General features: G+C 72.7%; 17 protein-coding genes. 12 read left to right on the top strand and 5 right to left on the bottom strand.

The window, feature by feature from the left end; translation table 11 throughout:
• Window positions 1–108 precede the first annotated feature (108 nt).
• A complete protein-coding gene (locus tag P3T41_RS04530; protein WP_280687831.1) occupies window positions 109–966 on the top strand; it encodes a hypothetical protein in 858 nt (285 codons plus the stop codon).
• A gap of 75 nt (window positions 967–1041) precedes the next feature.
• Here P3T41_RS04530 and P3T41_RS04525 read toward each other — a convergent pair whose 3' ends face one another.
• Window positions 1042–2625 carry a glycosyl hydrolase family 18 protein gene (locus P3T41_RS04525; RefSeq protein ID WP_280687829.1) on the bottom strand — a complete coding sequence of 528 codons (1584 nt, stop codon included), beginning with the start codon at window positions 2623–2625 and terminating at the stop codon, window positions 1042–1044.
• Window positions 2626–2980: 355 nt separating this feature from the next.
• On the opposite strand from P3T41_RS04525, the gene P3T41_RS04520 reads away from it, so the two are divergent.
• The 6 genes from P3T41_RS04520 (at window position 2981) to P3T41_RS04495 (ending at window position 10115) form a co-directional block, all read left to right on the top strand.
• Window positions 2981–3775, top strand: a complete 795-nt coding sequence (locus P3T41_RS04520) for an isoprenyl transferase (RefSeq protein ID WP_280687827.1) — start codon at window positions 2981–2983, stop codon at window positions 3773–3775.
• A 205-nt stretch (window positions 3776–3980) separates the two neighbouring features.
• On the top strand, window positions 3981–5315 hold the full coding sequence (locus tag P3T41_RS04515; protein ID WP_280687826.1) for a PhoH family protein: 1335 nt from the start codon (window positions 3981–3983) through the stop codon (window positions 5313–5315).
• A 403-nt stretch (window positions 5316–5718) separates the two neighbouring features.
• Window positions 5719–6447: a transglycosylase SLT domain-containing protein gene (locus P3T41_RS04510; RefSeq protein WP_280687824.1), complete on the top strand. Its 729-nt coding sequence runs from the start codon at window positions 5719–5721 to the stop codon at window positions 6445–6447.
• A 147-nt stretch (window positions 6448–6594) separates the two neighbouring features.
• The gene (locus P3T41_RS04505; protein WP_280687822.1) at window positions 6595–8055 is read left to right on the top strand and encodes an AI-2E family transporter; all 1461 of its coding nucleotides are present in this window, start codon (window positions 6595–6597) and stop codon (window positions 8053–8055) included.
• 9 nt (window positions 8056–8064) lie between these two features.
• A complete protein-coding gene (locus P3T41_RS04500; protein WP_280687820.1) occupies window positions 8065–9387 on the top strand; it encodes an ATP-binding protein in 1323 nt (440 codons plus the stop codon).
• Entirely contained in the window at window positions 9384–10115 is a 732-nt protein-coding gene (locus P3T41_RS04495; RefSeq protein ID WP_280687818.1) for a hypothetical protein, read from the top strand. The genes P3T41_RS04500 and P3T41_RS04495 overlap by 4 nt, the downstream gene beginning before the upstream one ends.
• Before the next feature lie 5 nt (window positions 10116–10120).
• Here the strand turns inward: P3T41_RS04495 and P3T41_RS04490 are convergent, their stop codons facing one another.
• Together P3T41_RS04490 and P3T41_RS04485 are read right to left on the bottom strand one after the other, a co-directional pair.
• Window positions 10121–10654 carry a carboxymuconolactone decarboxylase family protein gene (locus P3T41_RS04490; RefSeq protein WP_280687816.1) on the bottom strand — a complete coding sequence of 178 codons (534 nt, stop codon included), beginning with the start codon at window positions 10652–10654 and terminating at the stop codon, window positions 10121–10123.
• Window positions 10655–10657: 3 nt separating this feature from the next.
• Window positions 10658–11209: a peroxiredoxin gene (locus P3T41_RS04485; RefSeq protein ID WP_280687815.1), complete on the bottom strand. Its 552-nt coding sequence runs from the start codon at window positions 11207–11209 to the stop codon at window positions 10658–10660.
• Window positions 11210–11352: 143 nt separating this feature from the next.
• Between P3T41_RS04485 and P3T41_RS04480 the strand changes: the two genes are divergently transcribed.
• The 5 genes from P3T41_RS04480 to P3T41_RS04460 all read left to right on the top strand — a co-directional run bounded on the left by P3T41_RS04480 (window position 11353) and on the right by P3T41_RS04460 (window position 16944).
• The gene (locus tag P3T41_RS04480) at window positions 11353–12315 is read left to right on the top strand and encodes a LysR substrate-binding domain-containing protein (protein ID WP_280688047.1); all 963 of its coding nucleotides are present in this window, start codon (window positions 11353–11355) and stop codon (window positions 12313–12315) included.
• A gap of 252 nt (window positions 12316–12567) precedes the next feature.
• A complete protein-coding gene (locus P3T41_RS04475; protein WP_280687813.1) occupies window positions 12568–13848 on the top strand; it encodes a phosphodiester glycosidase family protein in 1281 nt (426 codons plus the stop codon).
• Entirely contained in the window at window positions 13845–14783 is a 939-nt protein-coding gene (locus tag P3T41_RS04470) for a decaprenyl-phosphate phosphoribosyltransferase (RefSeq protein ID WP_280687811.1), read from the top strand. Before P3T41_RS04475 ends, P3T41_RS04470 begins: the two co-directional genes overlap by 4 nt.
• Window positions 14780–16126: an FAD-binding oxidoreductase gene (locus P3T41_RS04465; RefSeq protein ID WP_280687809.1), complete on the top strand. Its 1347-nt coding sequence runs from the start codon at window positions 14780–14782 to the stop codon at window positions 16124–16126. The genes P3T41_RS04470 and P3T41_RS04465 overlap by 4 nt, the downstream gene beginning before the upstream one ends.
• 5 nt (window positions 16127–16131) lie before the next feature.
• Window positions 16132–16944, top strand: coding sequence for an SDR family NAD(P)-dependent oxidoreductase (locus P3T41_RS04460; RefSeq protein ID WP_280687808.1), 813 nt, complete (start codon window positions 16132–16134; stop codon window positions 16942–16944).
• A gap of 45 nt (window positions 16945–16989) precedes the next feature.
• On the opposite strand, the gene P3T41_RS04455 is transcribed toward P3T41_RS04460, so the two are convergent.
• On the bottom strand, window positions 16990–18909 hold the full coding sequence (locus tag P3T41_RS04455; protein WP_280687807.1) for a serine/threonine-protein phosphatase: 1920 nt from the start codon (window positions 18907–18909) through the stop codon (window positions 16990–16992).
• Window positions 18910–19016: 107 nt separating this feature from the next.
• Window positions 19017–19772 carry a methyltransferase domain-containing protein gene (locus P3T41_RS04450; RefSeq protein ID WP_348533625.1) on the bottom strand — a complete coding sequence of 252 codons (756 nt, stop codon included), beginning with the start codon at window positions 19770–19772 and terminating at the stop codon, window positions 19017–19019.
• Between the last annotated feature and the right edge of the window lie 289 nt (window positions 19773–20061).

Genomic DNA, 20061 nt, shown 5'->3' with positions numbered 1-20061 from the left:
TCGCGATCAAGCCCGTGCTAGGTTTCTGACAATCTTTCAGAACATGCATGTGCCCCGGCGGTGCTCCAACACCCCGGGGCGCGGCACAAAGAGACTCAGGCCCTCTCCATGCACATCCATCGTAGCGCGCTCTCGCGCGCGTACGCTGCCCTTCCCAATCGCCTCCTCCAGGACCGCACGCTCAGCTACACTGCGCGCGGCCTGCTCGTCGACCTCCTCTCCCGCCCCGACGGCTGGCGCGAGGACGGTCGCCGGATGGCGGACTCCAGCCCCCAGGGCCGCGCGGCGATCCGCCGGGCGATCAAGGAGTTGATCGCTGCCGGCTACTACTGGGTGGTGACCACGCGGTTGTCCGACGGGACCATCCGGAGCGAGATCCACGTCTTCGACACTCCGCAGCTGGTGGCGCCGGGTGTCACCCGTTCGGGACCCGGTGCAGCGGGGCCCGGCCCCTGTGGCAGTGAAGAGAAAAAGGACCAGGTGGAAAAGCCCACCCTCCCCCTGCTCCCGGTCAACGCGGCCATCCGCGAAGCGGTGGCCACGCTCTACCGGGTGCTCCGCCCCGAGCCCCGACTGCGGCTGGGTGAGCGCGAGGCGCACGACCTCGCGCCGCTGGTGGCCCGGTGGTTGGAGCTGGGCAGCACCGCCGCAGACCTCGGCCGGGCGCTGCTGGGGTCGTTGCCCGCCAAGGTCATCGCCCCGGTCGAGTTGCTGCGCTACCGCCTTGAGCGGAAGATGCCGCCTGCTGCGGCGCAGGCGCCCACCCCGTTGCGCGAGTGCGACCGCTGCCACGACCCCGTCCCGCGCCCCGGCCGCTGCCGCGCCTGCGCCGCTGGCGGCGGCCGGGCCGACCCGAGTCGCACGCTCGCCATCGGCGGCGGGGCCGAGCACACGGCGGCGGGAGCGGCCCGGGCCCGCGCGGCGATGCGCGCGACAAGAGAACGCGTGCCCGCCCGCTTCTTGTAGCGACTTCTTGTGGCGACGAGAGCGGGGCCCGCCGCACCTGCTCGGTGCGGCGGACCCCGTCGGCTCGGGAATGCGCTACGGCATCGCGTGGACGTGGTTGCCCACGTTGGTGGAGAAGTCGTTGCCGTTCTTGGCGTCCCAGTTGGTCGACCAGGTCATCGCGCCGCGGATGGTGGGCCACTTGGCCGGCGGCACGAAGCTGCCGCAGTTGGTGCCGCTCGCCAGGCAGTCCAGCGCGTTGTCCACCACGGTCGAGTTGACGTAGCCGCCGCCCGCCGCCTGGCTGGAGGCGGGGACACCGATGCCGATCTGGGACGGGGCGAGGCCGCCCTGCACGTAGGTGCAGACCTGGCTGGTGATGAAGTCCTCGGTGCCCTGGTTGTAGACGGTGCCGTTGCAGCCGGGCATGCCACCGGAGTTGTAGAACTGGGTGTTGACGACGGTCAGGATGTCCTTGACGTTCAGCGAGAGCTGGAAGTAGGCGCTGCTGCTGGTGTACATGTCCAGCGTCTGCGGGGCCATGGTGAGGACGAAGCCGCTGCCGACCTTGCCCGCCAGGGTGTGCAGGCCTTGCGCCATGTAGGTCGGGTTGATCCCGTTCTCCAGGTCGATGTCGACCCCGTCGAACCCGTACTGCTGGACCAGCGAGTAGGCGCTGTTGGCGAAGTTGGCGGCGGAGGCGGCGTCGCCGACGGTGATCGCGCCGTTCTGGCCGCCGACCGAGAGGACGACCTTCTTGCCGGCCGCGTGCTTGGCCGCGATGTCCGCCTTGAACTGGGCGGCGGTGTAGCCGCCGAGGTTGGTGGCCAGCGTCGGGTCGATCGAGAAGGTGATGCCGCCAGGGGTGGACGGGTCGGCGTTGGCGAACGAGACCGCGATGATGTCGTAGTTGCTCTGGACGTCCGCGAGCTTCTGGTCCGTGGCGCCGTTGTCGAAGTCCTGCCAGTAGCCGGTGATGACGTGCTTGGGCAGCCCGCTCGACGGCGGCGTGGTGGTCGGCGTCGGCGTGGGGGTCGGCGTCGGAGTAGGTGTCGGCGTGGGAGTGGGCGTCGGCGTGGGAGTGGGCGTCGGGGTGGGAGTAGGCGTCGGGGTCGGCGTGGGAGTAGGCGTGGGCGTAGGCGTCCCACCCGCCCCCGTCAGCGTGATGTCGTCCGCCCCGTACGCGCTCTGCCCGTACCACCCGTGCACGTACACCGTCAGGCTCGTCGTGCTCGCACCCGTGGTGAACGTGCTGCTCAGCTGGTTCCAGCTGCTCTGGCTCGACCAGCTGCTCGGGTCCCCGCCCGAGGCACCCGTCCCGCTCGCACCCAGGTAGACGTACGGCCCCTGCACCCAATCGGCCAGCGTGTAGCTGGAGTTGGGCTGCACCGCGATGGTCTGGCTGCACTGCGCGGTGTCCGAGCCGCTGGGCGTTCCCAGCAGCGCCTGCGAACCGCTGTGCACGGGCGAGGAGACCGCGGCGGCGGTGCCGGTACAGGTCCAGCCGGCCAGGCCGGACTCGAAGCCGCTGTTGCTGACCAGGTTGCCGACCGCGGCGCTGGCGCCACCGGCGAAGACGGCCAGTCCGGCGCCGGCCAGGGCGAGCGCGGTGGTGCCGGCGGCCAGCGCGGGCAGCGTGCGGCGGCGTCGGCGGTGGGACGGGGGAACGGTACGGGACATGACGAACTCTCCTGTGGGGAGGAGGAGAGGGACCGCCGCGGTGGGGGCGCGGCGGCCCCGCGTGGGGGAGGGGGACCGCAGGAAGGAAGAAGAAGGGGAGAAGGAGGGGACGGCCGGCGGCTGAACCCGCAACTGCTTGCGAACAAGCTGGACTAGACCAATGGCATGCGTCAAGCATCTGGCCGTCGCCTTACGCATTCTTTAAGGAAGCGGGGCTCCGACCGTCTCCGTCACCGCGCCCGACCTGCGGCTTTCCTCCTCCTCACGGAGCCGGAGTACGCTGCTCCAGGACCCGTGGCAGCCAAGGCCACTCGGGACCACGGGGGTCAAGGGGTCAAGCTCAGAGGGGCAACGAATGGGTCTGCGCGATCTCGTCGACCGCACGCCGGGTCTGAGGACCGTTCTCGGCGGCATGTACCGCCTCTACGGACAGCGGGTCGAGGCCCACCTCGGCAGGACCCCGCACCACGTCGGCGTGATCATGGACGGCAACCGCCGCTGGGCCAAGGCGGCCGGCGGCACGGCGGCGTTCGGCCACCAGCGCGGTGCCGACAAGATCACCGAGTTCCTCGGCTGGTGCGACGAGACCAACATCGAGGTCGTCACCCTCTGGATGCTCTCGACCGACAACCTCAGCCGGCCGCCCGAGGAACTCGTCGCCCTGCTCGGCATCATCGAGGACGCGGTGACCGGGCTGGCCGAGGCCAAGCGGTACAAGGTCAACCCGATCGGCACCCTGGACCTGCTGCCGAGCCGGACCGCCGACATCCTGAAGACCGCGGCGGCCGACACCGCGCACCTCGAGGGCATCACGGTCAACGTGGCCGTCGGCTACGGCGGTCGGCACGAGATCGCCGACGCGGTCCGCTCGCTGCTCCAGGAGCACGCCGACCGGGGCACCTCGATCGAGGAGCTGGTCGAACTCCTGGACGTCGAGCACATCGCCGAGCGCCTCTACACCAAGGGCCAGCCGGACCCGGACCTGGTGATCCGGACCTCGGGCGAGCAGCGGCTGTCCGGCTTCCTGCTCTGGCAGAGCGCGCACAGCGAGTTCTACTTCTGCGAGGCGTACTGGCCGGCCTTCCGCAAGGTCGACTTCCTGCGGGCGCTGCGCGCGTACGAACAGCGGCACCGCCGCTACGGCGGCTGAAGAGTTCCTGACCGGCGGCTGAGAAGCTCGTCAAGACGGCCTGACCACCACTGAACGTTCATGAGAAGTGATCCAGGACTTCGCATGAGCAAGCATGCCCGACGCCTCGTCAGGGCATACACATGGCAGACCGGCACCCTGCCCATCGGGGTCGCGGGGGCCGGTGAGCCGCGGGCGACGCAGGGTCGCCCGCCCTGGAGGCCTAGTGGTCAGTACCAAAAGCCGCCGGACACCAGACCGGCGCACGTACGTCCTTGACACCAGCGTGCTTTTGGCCGACCCGCTCGCCATGACGCGGTTCGAGGAGCACGAGGTGGTGCTCCCGGTGGTCGTGGTCACGGAGCTGGAGGCCAAGCGGCACCACCCCGAACTGGGCTACTTCGCCCGCCAGGCCCTGCGCCTGCTCGACGACTTCCGAGTCCGCTACGGCCGACTCGACGAGCCCATCCCGGTCGGGGAGATCGGCGGTTCGATTCGCGTCGAGCTGAACCACTCGGACACCTCGGTGCTCCCGGCCGGCTACCGGCTCGGCGGCGGCGAGGCGGACACCCGGATCCTGGCGGTCGCCCGCAATCTGCAGGCCGAGGGGTACGACGTCACCGTCGTCTCCAAGGACCTCCCGATGCGGATCAAGGCCAGCGCGGTCGGCCTGCTCGCCGAGGAGTACCGGGCGGAGCTGGCGATCACGTCCGGTTGGACCGGAATGTCCGAACTGCCGGTCGCCGCCGACCAGGTGGACGACCTGTTCGGGGCCCCACACGACGCCGCGGTGGCGATCGATGGCGCCGAGGAGCTGCCGGTGCACACCGGGCTGGTGCTCACCTCCGAGCGCGGCCGGGCCCTCGGGCGGGTCACCCAGGACGGGCGGGTCAAGCTGGTGCGCGGCGACCGCGAGGCGTTCGGGCTGCGCGGGCGCAGCGCCGAGCAGCGGGTGGCGCTGGACGTGCTGCTCGACCCCGAGGTCGGCATCGTTTCGCTCGGCGGCCGTGCCGGCACCGGCAAGTCCGCGCTCGCCCTCTGCGCCGGCCTGGAGGCCGTGCTGGAGCGGCGCCAGCACCGCAAGGTGATGGTCTTCCGGCCGCTGTACGCGGTCGGCGGCCAGGAGTTGGGCTACCTGCCGGGCAGCGAGTCGGAGAAGATGAGCCCGTGGGCGCAGGCGGTCTTCGACACCCTGGGCGCGGTCACCACGCCCGCGGTGATCGAGGAGGTGATCTCCCGCGGGATGCTGGAGGTGCTGCCGCTCACCCACATCCGGGGGCGCTCGCTGCACGACGCGTTCGTGATCGTGGACGAGGCGCAGTCGCTGGAGCGCAACGTGCTGCTCACGGTGCTCTCCCGGATCGGCCAGGGCTCGCGGGTGGTGCTCACCCACGACGTGGCGCAGCGGGACAACCTCCGCGTGGGGCGCTACGACGGGGTCGTGGCGGTGGTGGAGAAGCTGAAGGGGCATCCGCTCTTTGCACACATCACCCTCACGCGCTCCGAGCGCTCCCCGATCGCCGCGCTGGTGACCGAGATGCTCGAGGACATCCAGCCCTGAGCGGCCGGTAGGTCTGCCGCATCGGCACACGAACGATCCGCCCGGTTCCCGGCGTTGGCCGCGAACCGGGCGGATCGTCTGCACATCGCACCGCACGGTGTCCGCCGAACGGCCAATTCCCGCTCCAGCGGATGATGTGAGCTTCGCCACGCAATCGGGAATTGCGCAGCCGTGTCCTCGTGCGGCATGGTGAGGTCTCTGTCAGGCCCCGCGTACGGCCCGCTGGTTGGGCGTCAACTGGATATGGATGGTCGTACGCCGCCCGAACTCCTTGCCCGCACCGGCTCGTCCGGCAACGGGCGCCGGGCCAGTGTCTCCCGTGACCAGTACCAGGTGGAGGCCAGCGACCAGGGGCATGTTGCGTTCCCACGGTCACGCGGGGGCGACGCTGGAAGGAAACCATGTGACTCGGATCTCGGTCCGGGGAGTTGCTGTGGCCTCCGCCACCGCAGTCACCGCAGTCGGTGCCGTCGTTGGTGTGGCCTCGGGCAGCGAAGCCGCGCCCGCCCAGTCGGTCGACGTCGCGGGGTCCACCCTGCTCGCGGACGTCCCGTCAGCCACCCAGGCACAGGCCATCAGTGACAACATCGCCAACCAGTCCGTCGCCCAGCAGCAGGCGGCCGACGCGGCGACGAAGAAGGCCGCCGAGGAGGCTGCCCGCCTGAAGGCGGCCGCCGACGCGCAGGCCAAGGCCGACGCGGACAAGGCGGCGGCGGACGCGGCGGCGAAGGCCGCGGCCCAGGCGAAGGCCCAGCAGCAGGCGCAGCAGGAGGCGGCCGCGCTCGCGAAGGCCAAGTCGCAGATGGCGGTCACCAACGCGGCGCCGCCCGTCTCGGTCAGTCCGGGCTCGGTGCAGGCGCTCGCGCAGGGGATCATAGGCGACAGCACCCAGTTCCAGTGCTTCAGCAACATCGTGACGCGCGAGAGCGGCTGGGACTACACCGCGACCAACGCGGGCTCCGGTGCCTACGGTCTGGTCCAGGCGCTGCCGGGCTCCAAGATGGCCTCGGTCGGCGCGGACTGGCGGACCAACCCGGAGACCCAGATCAAGTGGGGCCTGGGCTACATGAACGACCGCTACGGCAGCCCGTGCGGCGCCTGGTCGTTCTGGCAGGCCCACAGCTGGTACTAGATCCACCACAGCGTGCGACGCCCCTGGCCGTTCCGGCCGGGGGCGCGCGCGTTTTTCGAGCCCGGGCGCCGGAAGGCCGAACCGGGCGGGTAGCGTCGTACCGCACACCGTGGCAGCCGGCCCGCGGTGAACCGGAGGGCGGACCAGATGGCACGGGGTGGGCAGCGCGGCCGCACGACCGCCAAGGTCGTGGCCTGGAGCGCGTCGTTGGCGGGCCGACTGGCGGAGCGCCGTCGGGCCGCCGTCGAGGCGGAGCAGACCGGTTCGCTCGCCGTGCTGCCCGAAGCGGCGACCGAGCCGGCGGCGACGCCGCCGCCGGCCGCACCCGCGCCGCGGCCGGCCCCGACACCCCGCGAACTCCCGTACCGCGAGCAGCCGCGCCCGCGCGACCCGCACCCGGGCCGCCCGGCCAGCCCGGCCGAGGCGGTGCCCTGGGGGCTGCGGGTGGCCGCCGAGTCCACCTGGCGGCTGCTGCTGCTGGGCGCCGCGCTCTACGTCATCTTCTACGTGGTCGACATGCTGCGCCTGGTCGCCTTCGCGCTGCTGGCCGGTGTGCTGATCTCGGCGCTCCTCGAGCCCACCGTCTCCTGGCTCAAGCGGCACGGCGTGCCGCGCTCGCTGGCCGCGACCGGCACCTTCCTGACCGGGTTGGTCGGCATCGGTCTGGTCGGCTGGTTCGTCTTCTGGCAGGTCAGCACCAACATCGCCGAGGTCTCCAACCAGGCCAGCAACGGTGTGCAGACCCTGCACAACTGGCTGCTCAAGGGTCCGATGCACCTGACGGACAAGCAGCTGAACGACTTCACCACCCAGCTCAAGAACGCGATCGCCAGCAACACCAACCAGATCACCTCGCTCGGGTTCACCACCGTGGGCATCGTGATCGAGGTGGTGACCGGCGTGCTGCTGGGCGCCTTCACCACCTACTTCCTGCTCTACGACGGCGCCACGATCTGGAGTTGGCTGCTGCGCGGGCTGCCCCGCCAGTCCCGCTACGCGATGGCCGGCGCTGGGCCGAAGGCCTGGTCCACGCTGACCGCGTACGTGCGCGGCACCGTCTTCGTCGCCTTCATCGACGCGCTCTGCATCGGGATCGGGATCCAACTGCTCGGGGTGCCGCTGGCCATGCCGCTGGCCGTGATCATCTTCCTGGGCGCCTTCGTGCCGCTGGTCGGCGCGCTGGTCACCGGCACCCTGGCGGTGCTGATCGCGCTGGTCACCAAGGACGTCTACACGGCCGGCATGGTGCTGGCGGTGCTGGTGGCCGTCCAGCAGATCGAGGGTCACCTGCTGCAGCCGCTGATCCTGGGTCGCGCGGTGCGGGTCCATCCGCTGGGCGTGGTGCTCGGGGTGGCGTCCGGCTCGATCATCGGCGGGATCGGCGGCGCGATCGTCGCGGTGCCGCTGATCGCGGTCACCAACACGGTGGTCGGCCACCTGCGCCGCCGCAACGCCGCCGCCGACGAGGTCTTCATCGCGCTGGAGGCGGCCCAGGAGGCCGCCCACGAAGCCGCGCACGAGGCCGCGCACGAGGCCACTCAGGACGTGGCGGTGCAATCGGCCCCGAAGCTGTCCGACCTCTCCCCGGAGCAGCCCGTCACCTCCTAAAGTGGCGTCATGTATGTGACCAGGCTGGGCATCTCGGGCATTCGCGGGTTCACACCGGCTCGCGAGGTGCGGCAGCTGGAGCTTCCGCAGGCCGGTTGGACGGTGCTGGCCGGGCGCAACGGGGCCGGCAAGACCACGCTGCTGCGGGCGTTGGCGCTGGCCCTGGGCGGGCCCTCGGTGGCGCGCAGCCTGGTCAGTGACTTCTCCGGCTGGCTGACGGCCGGCGAGCGGGCCGGCTGGGTGCAGGCCTTCGTCCGCCCGGACTGGTCGGTGGACCGGCTGGCGGGCAGCGGCAAGGCGCCCAAGTACGACCTCAAGCTCGGCCTGCAGTGGACTCGCCCCGCCGGCGGCCCGCGTCCGGAGCTGGAGGCGTTCGGCTCGGCCAGCCCCGAGCGCGGCCCCTGGGCGGAGAACCCGCGCGGCTGGTTCTTCGCCGGCTACGGCCCGTTCCGCCGGCTGCTCGGCGGGGCCGGCGAGAGCCAGCGGCTGATGCTCTCGGCGGGCCCGGTCGGCCGGCTGGCCACCCTCTTCCACGAGGAGGCGTCGCTGGCCGAGGGCGTCTCCTGGCTGATCGACCAGCACGTGCGCCGTCTTGAGGGCCGCCCCGGTGCCCAGCAGGCCCTGGACGTGGTCAGCGCGCTGCTCTCGGACGGCCTGCTGCCGGACGGCTTCGCGGTCTCCCGGGTCGACTCCGACGGTCTCTGGGTGCACCGCACCGGGGACGGTGACCTGAACGTCGGCGGGCCCGACTTCCCGCTCCGGGAGCTCAGCGACGGCTACCGCACGGTGGCCGCCCTGGTGCTCGACCTGGTCCGCCAGTTCCAGAACTGCTACGGCAGCCTCCCGCAGGACGAGCACGGCGCGATCACCCTGCCGGGCATCGTGCTGATCGACGAGGTGGACGCCCACCTGCACGTCAGCTGGCAGCAGCGGATCGGGCCGTGGCTCAAGGCGCACTTCCCACGGGTGCAGTTCATCGTCTCCACGCACAGCCCGTACATCTGCCAGGCCGCCGACCCCGGCGGGCTGATCCGGATAGCGGGGCTGGACGAGGACGCCCCGCCGCAGCCGGTCAGCGAGGAGCTGTACCGCCGGATCGTCTACGGCAGCGGCGACGACGCGGTCCTCTCCGAACTGTTCGGCCTGGAGTCGCCCTACTCCGCGCGGGCCGAGGACGCCCGCCGACGGATCGGCGACCTGGAGGGCAAGGTGCTGGCCGGCGACTCCACCGACGAGGAACTGGCGGAGTACCAGGAGCTCACCGACCGGCTGATGAGCTCGCTGACCGCCCGGGTCGACGAGGTCGCCGCCCGGCTGGGACGCGCCAGATGATCCCGCTGCAGCGGCGGCCGTTACCCGAGGAGCTGGCCGACCGGATGGCGGCCCGCACCGAGCGGCTGCCGGAGTACCGGGGCGGCGCCCGGGAGTTGTGGCGCGACAGCCGCACCATCCGGCGCGATCTGAGCACCCAGCTGGTCGCGATGGCCGCCGGGCTCTCCCGCTGCATGTACTGCGGCGACAGCGAGGGCACCAGCATCGACCACTTCCAGCCGATCGCGATGGCCCCGCAGCGCGCCTTCGACTGGCTGAACCACCTGTGGGCCTGTGCCTTCTGCAACAGCAACCAGAAGCGCGACCTCTACCCGACCGACCGGCACGGCCGGGCACTGCTGATCGACCCCACCGCCGACGAGCCCGCCGACCACCTCGACCTGGTGCTCGCCACCGGCGCCTACCGCCCGCGCACCCCCAAGGGCCGCGAGACGATCCAGATCTTCGGCCTGGACCGCCCGGTGCTGGAGCGCGGCCGGGCCCAGGCCTACGTGCGCTGCCGCTCGATGCTGCGCGACCTGGCCCGGCTGGCGGATCACGACGAACGGGACGAAGCGGCGCTGGTCGCCCAGGCGCTCACCGTGCAGCCGTTCGCCGACGTGCTCTACGAGATGCTGCGGCTGCGCACCGCGCCCCGGGCCGCGCTGGTCTTCGGTCCGCAGACGGTGGCGGGCCTGAACACACTGGTGGGGCCCCACTTCGCGAAGTGGGGCCCCACCGGAAACTAGCGGCCTCAGGCCAGTTGCGCCTCGGCGTCCAGCACCGAGGCGACGGCCTGCACGACGGCGGCGATCCGGATCGCGACCTGGATCGTCTCGCGGTCCACGCCGGCCTTGCGCAGCACCTGCTCGTGCGAGTCCAGGCACTGGCCGCAGCCGTTGATCGCGGAGACCGCGAAGCACCAGAACTCGAAGTCGATCTTCTCGACGCCCGGGTTGCCGATGACGTTCATCCGCAGCCCGGTCCGCAGCTTCGCGTACTCCTCGTGGTCCGAGAGGAGGTGCGTGGTGCGGTAGTAGACGTTGTTCATCGCCATGATCGCGGCAGCGGCCTTGGCGGCGGTGTACGCCTGCTCGGAGAGCAACTCCTTGGCCTGCGGCTCCAGCTGGGCCAGCACCGGCTTGCTCGCCGTGGCCATGGCGCAGGAGAGCACGGTGCCCCAGAGCTGCTGCTGCGGGAGGTCCGAGTTGCCGATGACCGCGCTCAGGTTGAGCTTCAGGTCCTTGGCGTACTCGGGCAGTGCCGCCTTCAGTTCGTCGAGCGCCATGGGTCAGCCGGCCAGCAGGGTGGCGGCGTCCAGGGTGTCCTCGCCCTTGGTCCAGTTGCACGGGCACAGCTCGTCGGTCTGCAGGGCGTCCAGCACCCGCAGGACCTCCTTGGGGTTACGGCCGACCGAGCCGGCGGTCACCATGACGAACTGGATCTCGTTGTTGGGGTCCACGATGAAGACGGCGCGCTGGGCGGTGCCGTCCTCGCCCTCGACGCCACAGGCGCGCATCAGGTCGTGCTTGATGTCGGCCAGCATCGGGAACGGCAGGTCGCGCAGGTCCGCGTGGTCCTTGCGCCAGGCGTGGTGCACGAACTCCGAGTCGCCGGAGACGCCCAGGATCTGCGCGTCACGGTCGGCGAACTCCTCGTTCAGCTTGCCGAACGCGGCGATCTCGGTCGGGCAGACGAAGGTGAAGTCCATCGGCCAGAAGAAGACGATCTTCCACTTGCCCTCGTAGGTCTTGTGGTCGATATCGGCGAACGCGGTCGCGGCGTCCAGGTTGACGCAGGCCTTGAGGTCGAACTCGGGGAACTTGTCGCCGATCGTCAGCACGTTCGCTTCTCCTGGGTGTGGAAAATGAAGGGAGTGTGTCCGGATTGCCTATGATTCGACGGATCCCGACGTGATCCAACAGTGACACAGCCGTCAGTGATCAGTGAAATAGCTAGACTCGATCCATCTGATCGGAGTGAGTTATCAGTACCCAGCACGGATCGGGGTCGGCCCGCCCCAGGACGCCGACGCTCGCGCAGCTGCGCGCCTTCCTCGCCGTGGTCGAGCACCGGCACTTCCGGGACGCCGCCGCCGCCGTCGGCACCAGCCAGCCCGCGCTCTCCGGCGCGCTCGCCGCGCTGGAGGAGTCGCTCGGCGCCCAGCTGGTGGAGCGTACGACACGCAAGGTCATCATCACGCCCCTCGGTGAGCGGGTGGCCGTGCACGCGCGCCGGGTGCTGGCCGCCCTGCACGAGCTGACCCAGGAGGTCGAGGCGGCCCGCCGCCCGTTCACCGGGCCGCTGCACCTGGGCGTGATCCCCACCGTCGCGCCCTACCTGCTGCCGACCGTGCTGCGCCTGGTCCGCGACCAGTACCCCCACCTCGACCTGCACGTCCACGAGGAGCGCACCGCCGCGCTGCTCGACGGCCTGGCCGGCGGCCGGCTCGACCTGCTGCTGCTCGCGCTGCCCGCCGGCGGCAGCGCGCCGACCCGGGACATCCCGCTCTTCGACGAGGACTTCGTGCTGGTCACCGCGCCCGACCACCCGCTGGCCGGGCGCACCGACGTCCCCCGCGACGCGCTGCTCGACCTGGACGTGCTGCTGCTGGAGGAGGGCCACTGCCTGCGCGACCAGGCGCTCGACCTGTGCCGCGAGGTGGGCGCCGACCCGGCCGGGGGCTCCACCCGGGCCGCCGGGCTCTCCACCCTGGTCCAGCTGGTGGCCGGCGGACTCGGCGTCACCCTGCTGCCGGCCACCGCGCTGGCGGTGGAGTCCGGGCGCGCCGACCGGCTGGCCGCCGTCCACTTCGCAGACCCGGCACCAGGGCGCCGGATCGGCCTGGCCGCCCGCCCCGGCTCGGCCCGCGGCGCCGAGTACGACCGCTTCGCGGACTCGCTGCGCACCGTGCTGGCACAGCTGCCGGTGCGGATCGTCGGCCCGTAGGGATGCGCCCGACCGGGTGATGCCCGAGGACTCGGTCCACTGATCTGACGGCTCGTCACTTCACTTTCTCATGCCGCCCGGTGACGCCACGCCGGGTCCGCTGCCGGGGTGCGGCCCGGCGCCTGCGCCGCGTCGCCGGGCGGCCGGGGCCACGGTGAGCTGGAGCACGCCAGAGGAGTTCGCGGTCCGCCCCGCCGCACCGGGTTGCCCGCCCGCGACTGGGTGGTGCCGCCAGTGCAGGGAGAGAGTGGCGTGGCATCGTCGACCGAACCCGAAGCGGACCAGCAACCCCAGACCCAGCAATCCCCCACCCAGCAACCCCGGACCGTGGCCGAGGAAGGCGAGGCTCCCCGGGCCCCCGTCCCGCGCCGCCGCGGGTGGCTGCGCCGCCTGCTGCGCAAGCGCCCGGTGCAGGTGACGTTGGGCCTCTTCCTGGTCTTCCTGACCTGGCTCGGCTACTCCCTCGGCAGCGCGCTGCTCGCGCCCGGCAACGACGGCGCCGTCGCCCGGATCGCCGAGTGGGCGCGCGACCACCACCTCGGCCCGGTGGTGACCGGGCTGGAGACCGCCCAGTACAAGATGAACCCGCCCAAGGTCGGCGGCCGTCCCACCATCGCGCTCGCCCCCGGCGGCCTGTCCCCCACCACGCCGTCCGCCGTGGCGAGCGCCGAGAACAAGCACCCCGGCGCCCCGGCCATCGCGCCGATCAACCCGGCCCCGCTGGTCTCCCCGGCCGGCGACCCGATCGCCGGGGAGGGGGCCTGGCACGTGATCGGCAGCTCCCGGGGCGTCCCGTCGGTGCTCAGCGCGATGCTGCGCCCGGACAGCGAGCACACCTCCTACCTGGCCGCCGTGGTCTCGATGGACCAGCGCCTGACCCGCTTCCAGCTGCACCCCGGCACCGATGACCCGGGCCCCGACAACTGGGGCGTGCCGCCGAACATCCCGGCCGATGCCAGGGACGGCCTGCTGGCCAGCTTCAACGGCGGCTTCAAGGTGGCCGAGGCGCAGGGCGGCTTCTACCTCAACGGCGTCACCCACGGCACGCTGCGGGACGGCGCGGGCTCGCTGGTCTTCTACAAGGACGGCCACACCACCGTCGGCAGCTGGGGCGACGAGGTCTCGATGACCCCGGACGTGGTGGGCGTGCGGCAGAACCTGCGCCTGGTCGTCGACCACTCGACCGTGCCCGACGACGTGGACCGCAACGTGGAGAGCGGCTGGGGCCTGACCATCGGCGGCAAGTTCTTCGTCTGGCGCTCGGGCGTCGGCATCACCGAGGACGGCCGGCTGATCTACGTCTACGGGCCCGCGCTCTCCGTGCGCACCCTGGCCGACCTGCTGCACCAGGCCGGCTGCGTGCAGGCGATGCAGCTGGACATCAACCCGGCCTGGATGTCGTACAACTACTACCAGCCGGGCACCGACCCGGCGAACCCCACGTCGACCAAGCTGCTGCCCGACCAGGAGCGGCCCGCCGACCGGTACTTCGAGCCGACCAGCCGTGACTTCACGGCGGTGTACGCCCGATGACCGCGCAGCCGCCGGTGCTCCCGGCCCCCGAACTCCAACCCGCCCCCGACCCCGGGGCGGCCCGGATCGGCTTGCCGCGCGCGGTGCTGCGCACCTCGCGGCCCCGGCAGTGGCCGAAGAACCTGCTGGTCTTCGCGGCGCCGGTGGCCGCCGCCGACCGCGGCCGGATCGAGGGCCTGGGCGGCGCCCTGGTCGCCTTCGTGGTCTTCACCCTGGCCTCCTGCGCGGTGTACTTCGTCAACGACGTGGCCGACGCCGAGCGCGACCGGCACCACCCCGCCAAGTGCACCCGCCCGGTGGCCAGCGGCGACCTGGCCGAACGGCACGCCCTCGCGGTCGCGGTGGCCTGCGTGGCGCTGGCCGAGGCCGGCGCGCTGGTGATCTCCAGTGCGGGCCTGGCCGCCTGCCTGACCGGCTACCTGGCCATGTCCTTCCTGTACTCCGCCACCCTCAAGCACCTCCCGGTGCTCGAACTGACCATGCTGGCCTCCGGGTTCGTGCTGCGCGCGATAGGCGGCGCGGCCGCCGCGGCGGTCGCCCCGTCCGGTTGGTTCGTGCTGGTCTGCAGCCTCGGCGCGCTGCTGGTGGCGATCTCCAAGCGGTACACCGAGCTGGCGGCACTGGGCCCGGCGGCCGTCGGCCACCGGCCCTGCCTGCGCCGCTACACCCCGCGGGGGCTGCGCCTGGCGCAGCGGGCGGTGAGCATGGCGATGATCGGCGCCTACCTCGGCTGGGCCCTGCTCAACGGGTCCCGCTGGGCCGTGGACTGGCACCTGGTGACGGTGCTTCCGCTGGCCGCCGCGCTGCTGCGGTTCGACCGCTTGACCGGCCGGGCCACCATGGCGAAGGTCGAGGATCTGATCACCCGTGACGGACCGATGCTGGGATGCGAGTTGGTATGGCTGGTGCTCTTCGTGGCAGCGGGGACGACATGACGGAAGGTCAGGCGGATGTGCTGCTGCAGGGCTGGGGGCGCAGCACCGGAAGCCGCAGCGAGGTGCACGGCCCGCTGCCCACCGAGGCGCTGGGCGAGCTGATCGCGGGCTGCGCCGAGCGCGGACTGCTGGCCCGCGGGGCCGGCTGCAGCTACGGGGACGCCGCGCAGAACGCCGGGGGAGTGGTGCTCGCCCCGGCCACCGGCCGCACCGTCGAACTGGACGCGCTGGGCGGCACGGTGCGGGCGGCCGGCTCGGTCGGCTTCGGACAGCTACTGGCCCACACGGTCCCGGCGGGCTTGCTGCTCCCGGTGCTCCCGGGGACCAGCCGGCTGACCGTCGGCGGCGCCATCGCCGCCGACGTGCACGGGAAGAACCAGCGCAGCGACGGCAGCATCGGGCACTGGCTGGAGAGCATCGAGCTGCTGGACGGGACCGGGCGGCTGCGGGTGCTGACCCCGGATCAGGACGGCGAGGCCTTCGCGGCCACCATCGGCGGGATGGGCCTGACCGGCGTGATCCTGGCCGCCACCATCCGGCTGCTGCCGCTGGGCAGCGACCGGTTGCGGGTCACCTCGCGGCGGGTCGCCGACCTGGACGCGCTGCTCGACGAGCTGGACGCGGCCTCGCGCGGCAGCCGGTACGCGGTCGCCTGGATCGACACCACCGCGAGCGGGCGGGCGCTGGGGCGCGGGATCGTGGACCGCGGCGACCACCTGGCCTCGGGCGGTGAGCTGCGCTACACGCCGGGGCGTGCGCCGCGCGCGCCCCGGCTGCCGGTCGGTCCCTTCACCCCGTTGACCGCGCGGGCCTTCAACGAACTCTGGTACCGCCGGGCGCCGCGCGAGCGGCACAGCGTGCAGTGCCTGCCCGAGTTCTTCCACCGGCTGGACGCGGTCCGCGAGTGGAACCGGGCGCTGGGCCCGCGCGGCTTCCTGCAGTACCAGTTCGTGGTGCCGGAGCCGGCCGTCGGACTGCTCGGCGAGGCGCTGACCGCGCTGCGCCGGGCCGGGGCGGCGCCGTTCCTGGGCACCGTGAAGCGGTTCGGAACGGCGGGCGCCGGGCCGCTCTCCTTCCCGCTGCCCGGCTGGTCGCTGGCCGTCGACCTGCCGGTGGGCGGCACGCTGGCCCGGGGCCGGCTGCGGGCGACGCTGGACCGGCTGGACCGGCGCGTCGCCGAGGCGGGCGGGCGGGTCTACCTGGCGAAGGACGCCCGCCTCGGGCGCGCCGCCTTCGACGCGATGTACGGGTCGTTGGAGGATTGGCGCGCGGTGCGGGCCCGCCTCGACCCCGCCAACACCATGCGGTCCGACCTGGGACGGAGACTGGGACTGTGTCCTTGAACCACATGACGGATGCGAACCACCCGAGCGAAGCGGCCGAGCACCTGATGGCCGGGACCGGGATCGGCCCGGCGGGTGGTCACGGCCGCCCGCCGGGGCGGATCCTGCTGCTCGGCGGCGGCAGCGAGATCGGCCACGAGATCCTCAAGGCGCTGGACGCCCCGCCCGGCTCCGAGGTGATCCTGGCCGGGCGCGACGAGCAGCGGATGGCCGAGCTGGGTGCGCACCTGCCGTACGAGGTGCGCACCGTGCCGTACGACGCCACCGCGCTCGACAGCCACCAGCGGCTGGTGGACGACCTCTTCGCCACCGGCCCGATCGACCTGGTGGTCTCGGCCGCCGGGATCCTGACGCCGCAGCAGGTGCTGGACGGCGACCCGGTGGCCGCGGGGCGGCTGATCGAGACCAACCTCACCGGCCACGTCACCACGCTGCTCGCCGCCGTGCCGCACCTGCGCACCCAGGGCCGGGGCCTGATCGTGGTGCTCTCCTCGGTGGCGGCCGTGCGCCCGCGCAAGGCCAACTTCGTCTACGGCGCCGCCAAGGCGGGCCTGGACGCCTTCGCCCGCGGCCTCGCGGACTCCCTGCACGGCAGCGGCGTGCGGGTGTTGCTGGTCCGCCCCGGCTTCGTGATCGGCCGGATGACCGAGGGCATGCCGCCCGCCCCGGCCGCCACCACCGCCCCCGCGGTCGGCGCCGCCGTCGCGGCGGCCGTCGCGCGCGGCGCCGCCGTGGTCTGGATCCCCCGCAAGCTCGCGGTCCTCTCGCACGGCCTGCGCATCATCCCGCGCCCGCTCTGGCGCCGCCTGCGGCAGTGACCCGGCGGTTGTGATTCGGCGGGCCCGGCTACGTCGGCCTGCACATCAGGCATCGCCCGCTCTGCGGGCCCCGCGGCCGCCGAAGGCCCGGGGCGGCAGTTTCTGCTCGAACCAGACCATCTTGCCGCCGCCGAGCCGGGTCGAGCCCCAGTCGTCGGCGCATTTGGCGACCAGCTCCAGGCCCCGGCCGCGCTCCTCATCCAGGCCCGCCCTGCGGCGGCGCGGCAGCTGCGGGCTGTCGTCGCCGATCTCGCAGCGCAGCACCGAGGTGCGCACCAGACGGAGCGTCACCGGCTTCTTGGCGTGCTGCACGGCGTTGGTGACCAGCTCGCTCACCATCAGCTCGGTGTTCTCCACCAGCTCGTCCAACCCCCAGCGGCGCAGCGCGTGGCCGACCAGCCGGCGGGCGCGCCCGGGGGTCTCGTTGCGCGGTTGGAGGTACCAGTACGCGACGTCGTCGGCCGGGATCCCGTCGAAGGCGGCCGCCAGCAGGGCGATGTCGTCGCCGCGGTCGCCGGGCGGCAGGATCCGCAGGGCCTCGTGGCAGAGCTGCTCGGGGGAGTGCTGGTGCACGCCGGAGAGCCGTTCGCGCAGCCGCTCAAGGCCGCTGGCCAGCGGGCGGCGGCGGGTCTCCACCAGGCCGTCGGTGAAGAGCAGCAGCGCCGAGCCGGGCGGCGCGTCCAGCTCCTGGGAGGCGAAGTCGACGCCGCCGACGCCGATCGGCGCGCCCGCCGGCAGCTCCTCCAGCAGTTCGGCGCGGCCGTCCGGGTGGATCAGCGCCGGCGGCATGTGTCCGGCGTTGGCCACCACGATCCGGTTGGCGATCGGGTCGTAGACCGCGAAGACGCAGGTGGCCAGGTGCTGTTCGCGGCCGAGGCGCTGGGCCTGCTCGTCCAGGTGGTAGAGCACCTCGTGCGGCGGCAGGTCGAGCGCGGCCAGGGTCTGCGCGCTGGTCCGCAGTTGACCCATCACGGCCGCCGAGGTCAGCGAGTGGCCCATCACGTCGCCCACGATCAGCGCCACCCGGTTGCCGGGCAGCGGGATCGCGTCGTACCAGTCGCCGCCGACCTGGGAGTCGGCCTCACCGGGCAGGTAGCGGTGGGCCAGTCGTACCCCGTGCGGCTGGGGCAGGTCGTCCGGCAGCATGCTGCGCTGCAACTTGTTGGCGATCTCCGACTCGCGGGTGTAGCGCTGGGCGGTGTCGACCGCGAGGCCGGCCAGGGTGGCCAGGTGGGCGGCGGTCTGGGTGTCGGCCGGGTCGAAGCGGGCCGGCTCCTTGCTCTGATCGCTGTGCCGGGTGTGCGCGTGCAGTCGGTGGTAGTCGTCGTCCGGCTTGCCGGGGCGGCGGACCAGCACCAGCAGGCCGAGCACCGAGTCCGCCCGCCGCTGCCTGCCGTCGGCCTCCTTGCCGCGCTTCTCCCGACCGCGCAGCGGCAGTGCGAGCAGCGCCGTGCCCCGGGCCAGCCCGGCCAGCGCGCGAGCGCCGTACAGCTCGGCGAAGAGAGGCCGCAGCCGCTCGCCCTCGGCCGTGCCCAGCACCACCGGGCCGGCCGGCGCGGCCTCGCGCAGCGCCCGGTCCAGCGCGCCGCCGGGCTGCGCGGTGACGACCCGGCGGCCGTTGCCGAGCCGGGTGCCCTCCGCCCGGTGCAGCCGCAGCTCGACCGGTCCGCCGCGGTCCCGGCGCGGGCCGCCGCCCAGCACCGGCTCGCGCAGGTGGACCAGCGCCGCGTCGGCCAGCGCCGGGACCAGCACCTTGGCCAGGCTGCGGACGGTCGCGGCCGGATCGAGGCTGGTGTTGATCTGCCGGGTGGCGTCGTTGAGGTAGCCGAGCCGCTCGGTCACGGCCTGGCGGACCCTCAGGTTCAACGGCGTCGCGATGGCGGCGGCGGGCTGCCCGGGCGGCGGACGGCGCTGGGCCGGGACGGCGGGCGGCTGGCCGGCCTGAGGAGAGGGAAGGTCGCGCACGGCTGCCTGTTCTTACTGGTCGGATCTGGTCTAACTGGTTCTGCTGGTCCCGCTGGACGAGCCGGTCGGAGCTGGGTGCCACGGGTACTGCGGGTGCTGCGGGTACGTCAGGCGGTGCGGCGACAGTGCAGGAAGAGCTGCTCCTCCGGTGGCAGGGTGCTGCAAGCCGGGGCGTACGGACGGCCGTTCAGCTCCTCCACCGTGAAGCCGGCCTGACGGAGCAGCTCGGCCAGCTCCTCGCGCAGGAACCCGCTGATCCGGATCTCCTGGCCGAGGAAGCGCATCGGGTAGTCGTCCAGGTCGGCCTCGACCATGCCGAGCGCCAGCAGGCCGCCGGGCCGCAGCAGTGTCCGGATCCGCCACAGGGCCAGCTGGATCTCCCGTTGCGGCAGCAGGATCAGGGAGAAGAAGGCGGTGGCCGCCGCGAAGCCGCCGGCCCCGGCCGGACCGAGCGCGGGCAGCCCCCAGGCCGTCTCGGCGCGCACGGTGCCCAGGTCGTAGAGGTCCATCCGGTGGTAGTCGGCGGCGCCGGGCAGGGCCTGACGGGCGAGCGAGAGCATCCCGTCGGAGAGGTCGATGGCGGTGACCCGCAGGCCGGCCTCGGCGAGCTGGCGGGTCGTCGGATCACCGGTGCCGCAGCCGATCTCCAACACCGGCTCGCCCGGCCGGAGTTCGGTGAGGAGCCGGCGAGTGGCCGCCAGCTGGCCGGACTTGGCGGGGAACGCCTCGCTGTACCGGGCGCCGATCGCGTCGAAGGCCACCGCCTGCAGCGCGCGTTCCGCGCTGCGGTCCGCACGGTGGCAGGTCGGGGCAGCCCCGGCGGTCCCACCCCGGGCGGGGTCCGATATCTGTCCCGTCGTCACGATTGAGAGGCACCTTTCCCACCTGGCCACCCGCCGCCGCGCCGTGCGCCGGTCGTGGTGTCCCGCTCCGCGCTGCCTGTCGAGCCCTCAGCCCACTCCGCCCTGGTCCGTATCGACACGCCGGAAACCGCACGTGCCACCTGGCCTCTGAGAATATGCGCGATCACCGTGCTGTGGAGTCCCTTTCCGGCCAACTCATCCCGACGGGCGCCGATTCGCCGGTCGGCTGCCTGGTCGGGGGCGGGTCGATACCGGGGCGGCAGGCGGTCACCGGGGGGCATGACGGGGC

This window comes from Kitasatospora sp. GAS204B, assembly GCF_029892155.1.
Classification (GTDB): Bacteria; Actinomycetota; Actinomycetes; order Streptomycetales; family Streptomycetaceae; genus Kitasatospora.
Note: the sequence above shows the minus strand (reverse complement) of the source record. Positions and strands in the feature narration are given on the sequence as shown.

What these genes read in the sequence shown, in the direction of transcription:
- P3T41_RS04530 (WP_280687831.1), top strand. Translation starts at nt 109, where the DNA reads ATGCACATCCATCGTAGCGCGCTCTCGCGCGCGTACGCTGCCCTTCCC.
- P3T41_RS04525 (WP_280687829.1), bottom strand. Translation starts at nt 2,625, where the DNA reads ATGTCCCGTACCGTTCCCCCGTCCCACCGCCGACGCCGCCGCACGCTG.
- P3T41_RS04520 (WP_280687827.1), top strand. Translation starts at nt 2,981, where the DNA reads ATGGGTCTGCGCGATCTCGTCGACCGCACGCCGGGTCTGAGGACCGTT.
- P3T41_RS04505 (WP_280687822.1), top strand. Translation starts at nt 6,595, where the DNA reads ATGGCACGGGGTGGGCAGCGCGGCCGCACGACCGCCAAGGTCGTGGCC.
- P3T41_RS04500 (WP_280687820.1), top strand. Translation starts at nt 8,065, where the DNA reads ATGTATGTGACCAGGCTGGGCATCTCGGGCATTCGCGGGTTCACACCG.
- P3T41_RS04495 (WP_280687818.1), top strand. Translation starts at nt 9,384, where the DNA reads ATGATCCCGCTGCAGCGGCGGCCGTTACCCGAGGAGCTGGCCGACCGG.
- P3T41_RS04490 (WP_280687816.1), bottom strand. Translation starts at nt 10,654, where the DNA reads ATGGCGCTCGACGAACTGAAGGCGGCACTGCCCGAGTACGCCAAGGAC.
- P3T41_RS04470 (WP_280687811.1), top strand. Translation starts at nt 13,845, where the DNA reads ATGACCGCGCAGCCGCCGGTGCTCCCGGCCCCCGAACTCCAACCCGCC.
- P3T41_RS04465 (WP_280687809.1), top strand. Translation starts at nt 14,780, where the DNA reads ATGACGGAAGGTCAGGCGGATGTGCTGCTGCAGGGCTGGGGGCGCAGC.
- P3T41_RS04460 (WP_280687808.1), top strand. Translation starts at nt 16,132, where the DNA reads ATGACGGATGCGAACCACCCGAGCGAAGCGGCCGAGCACCTGATGGCC.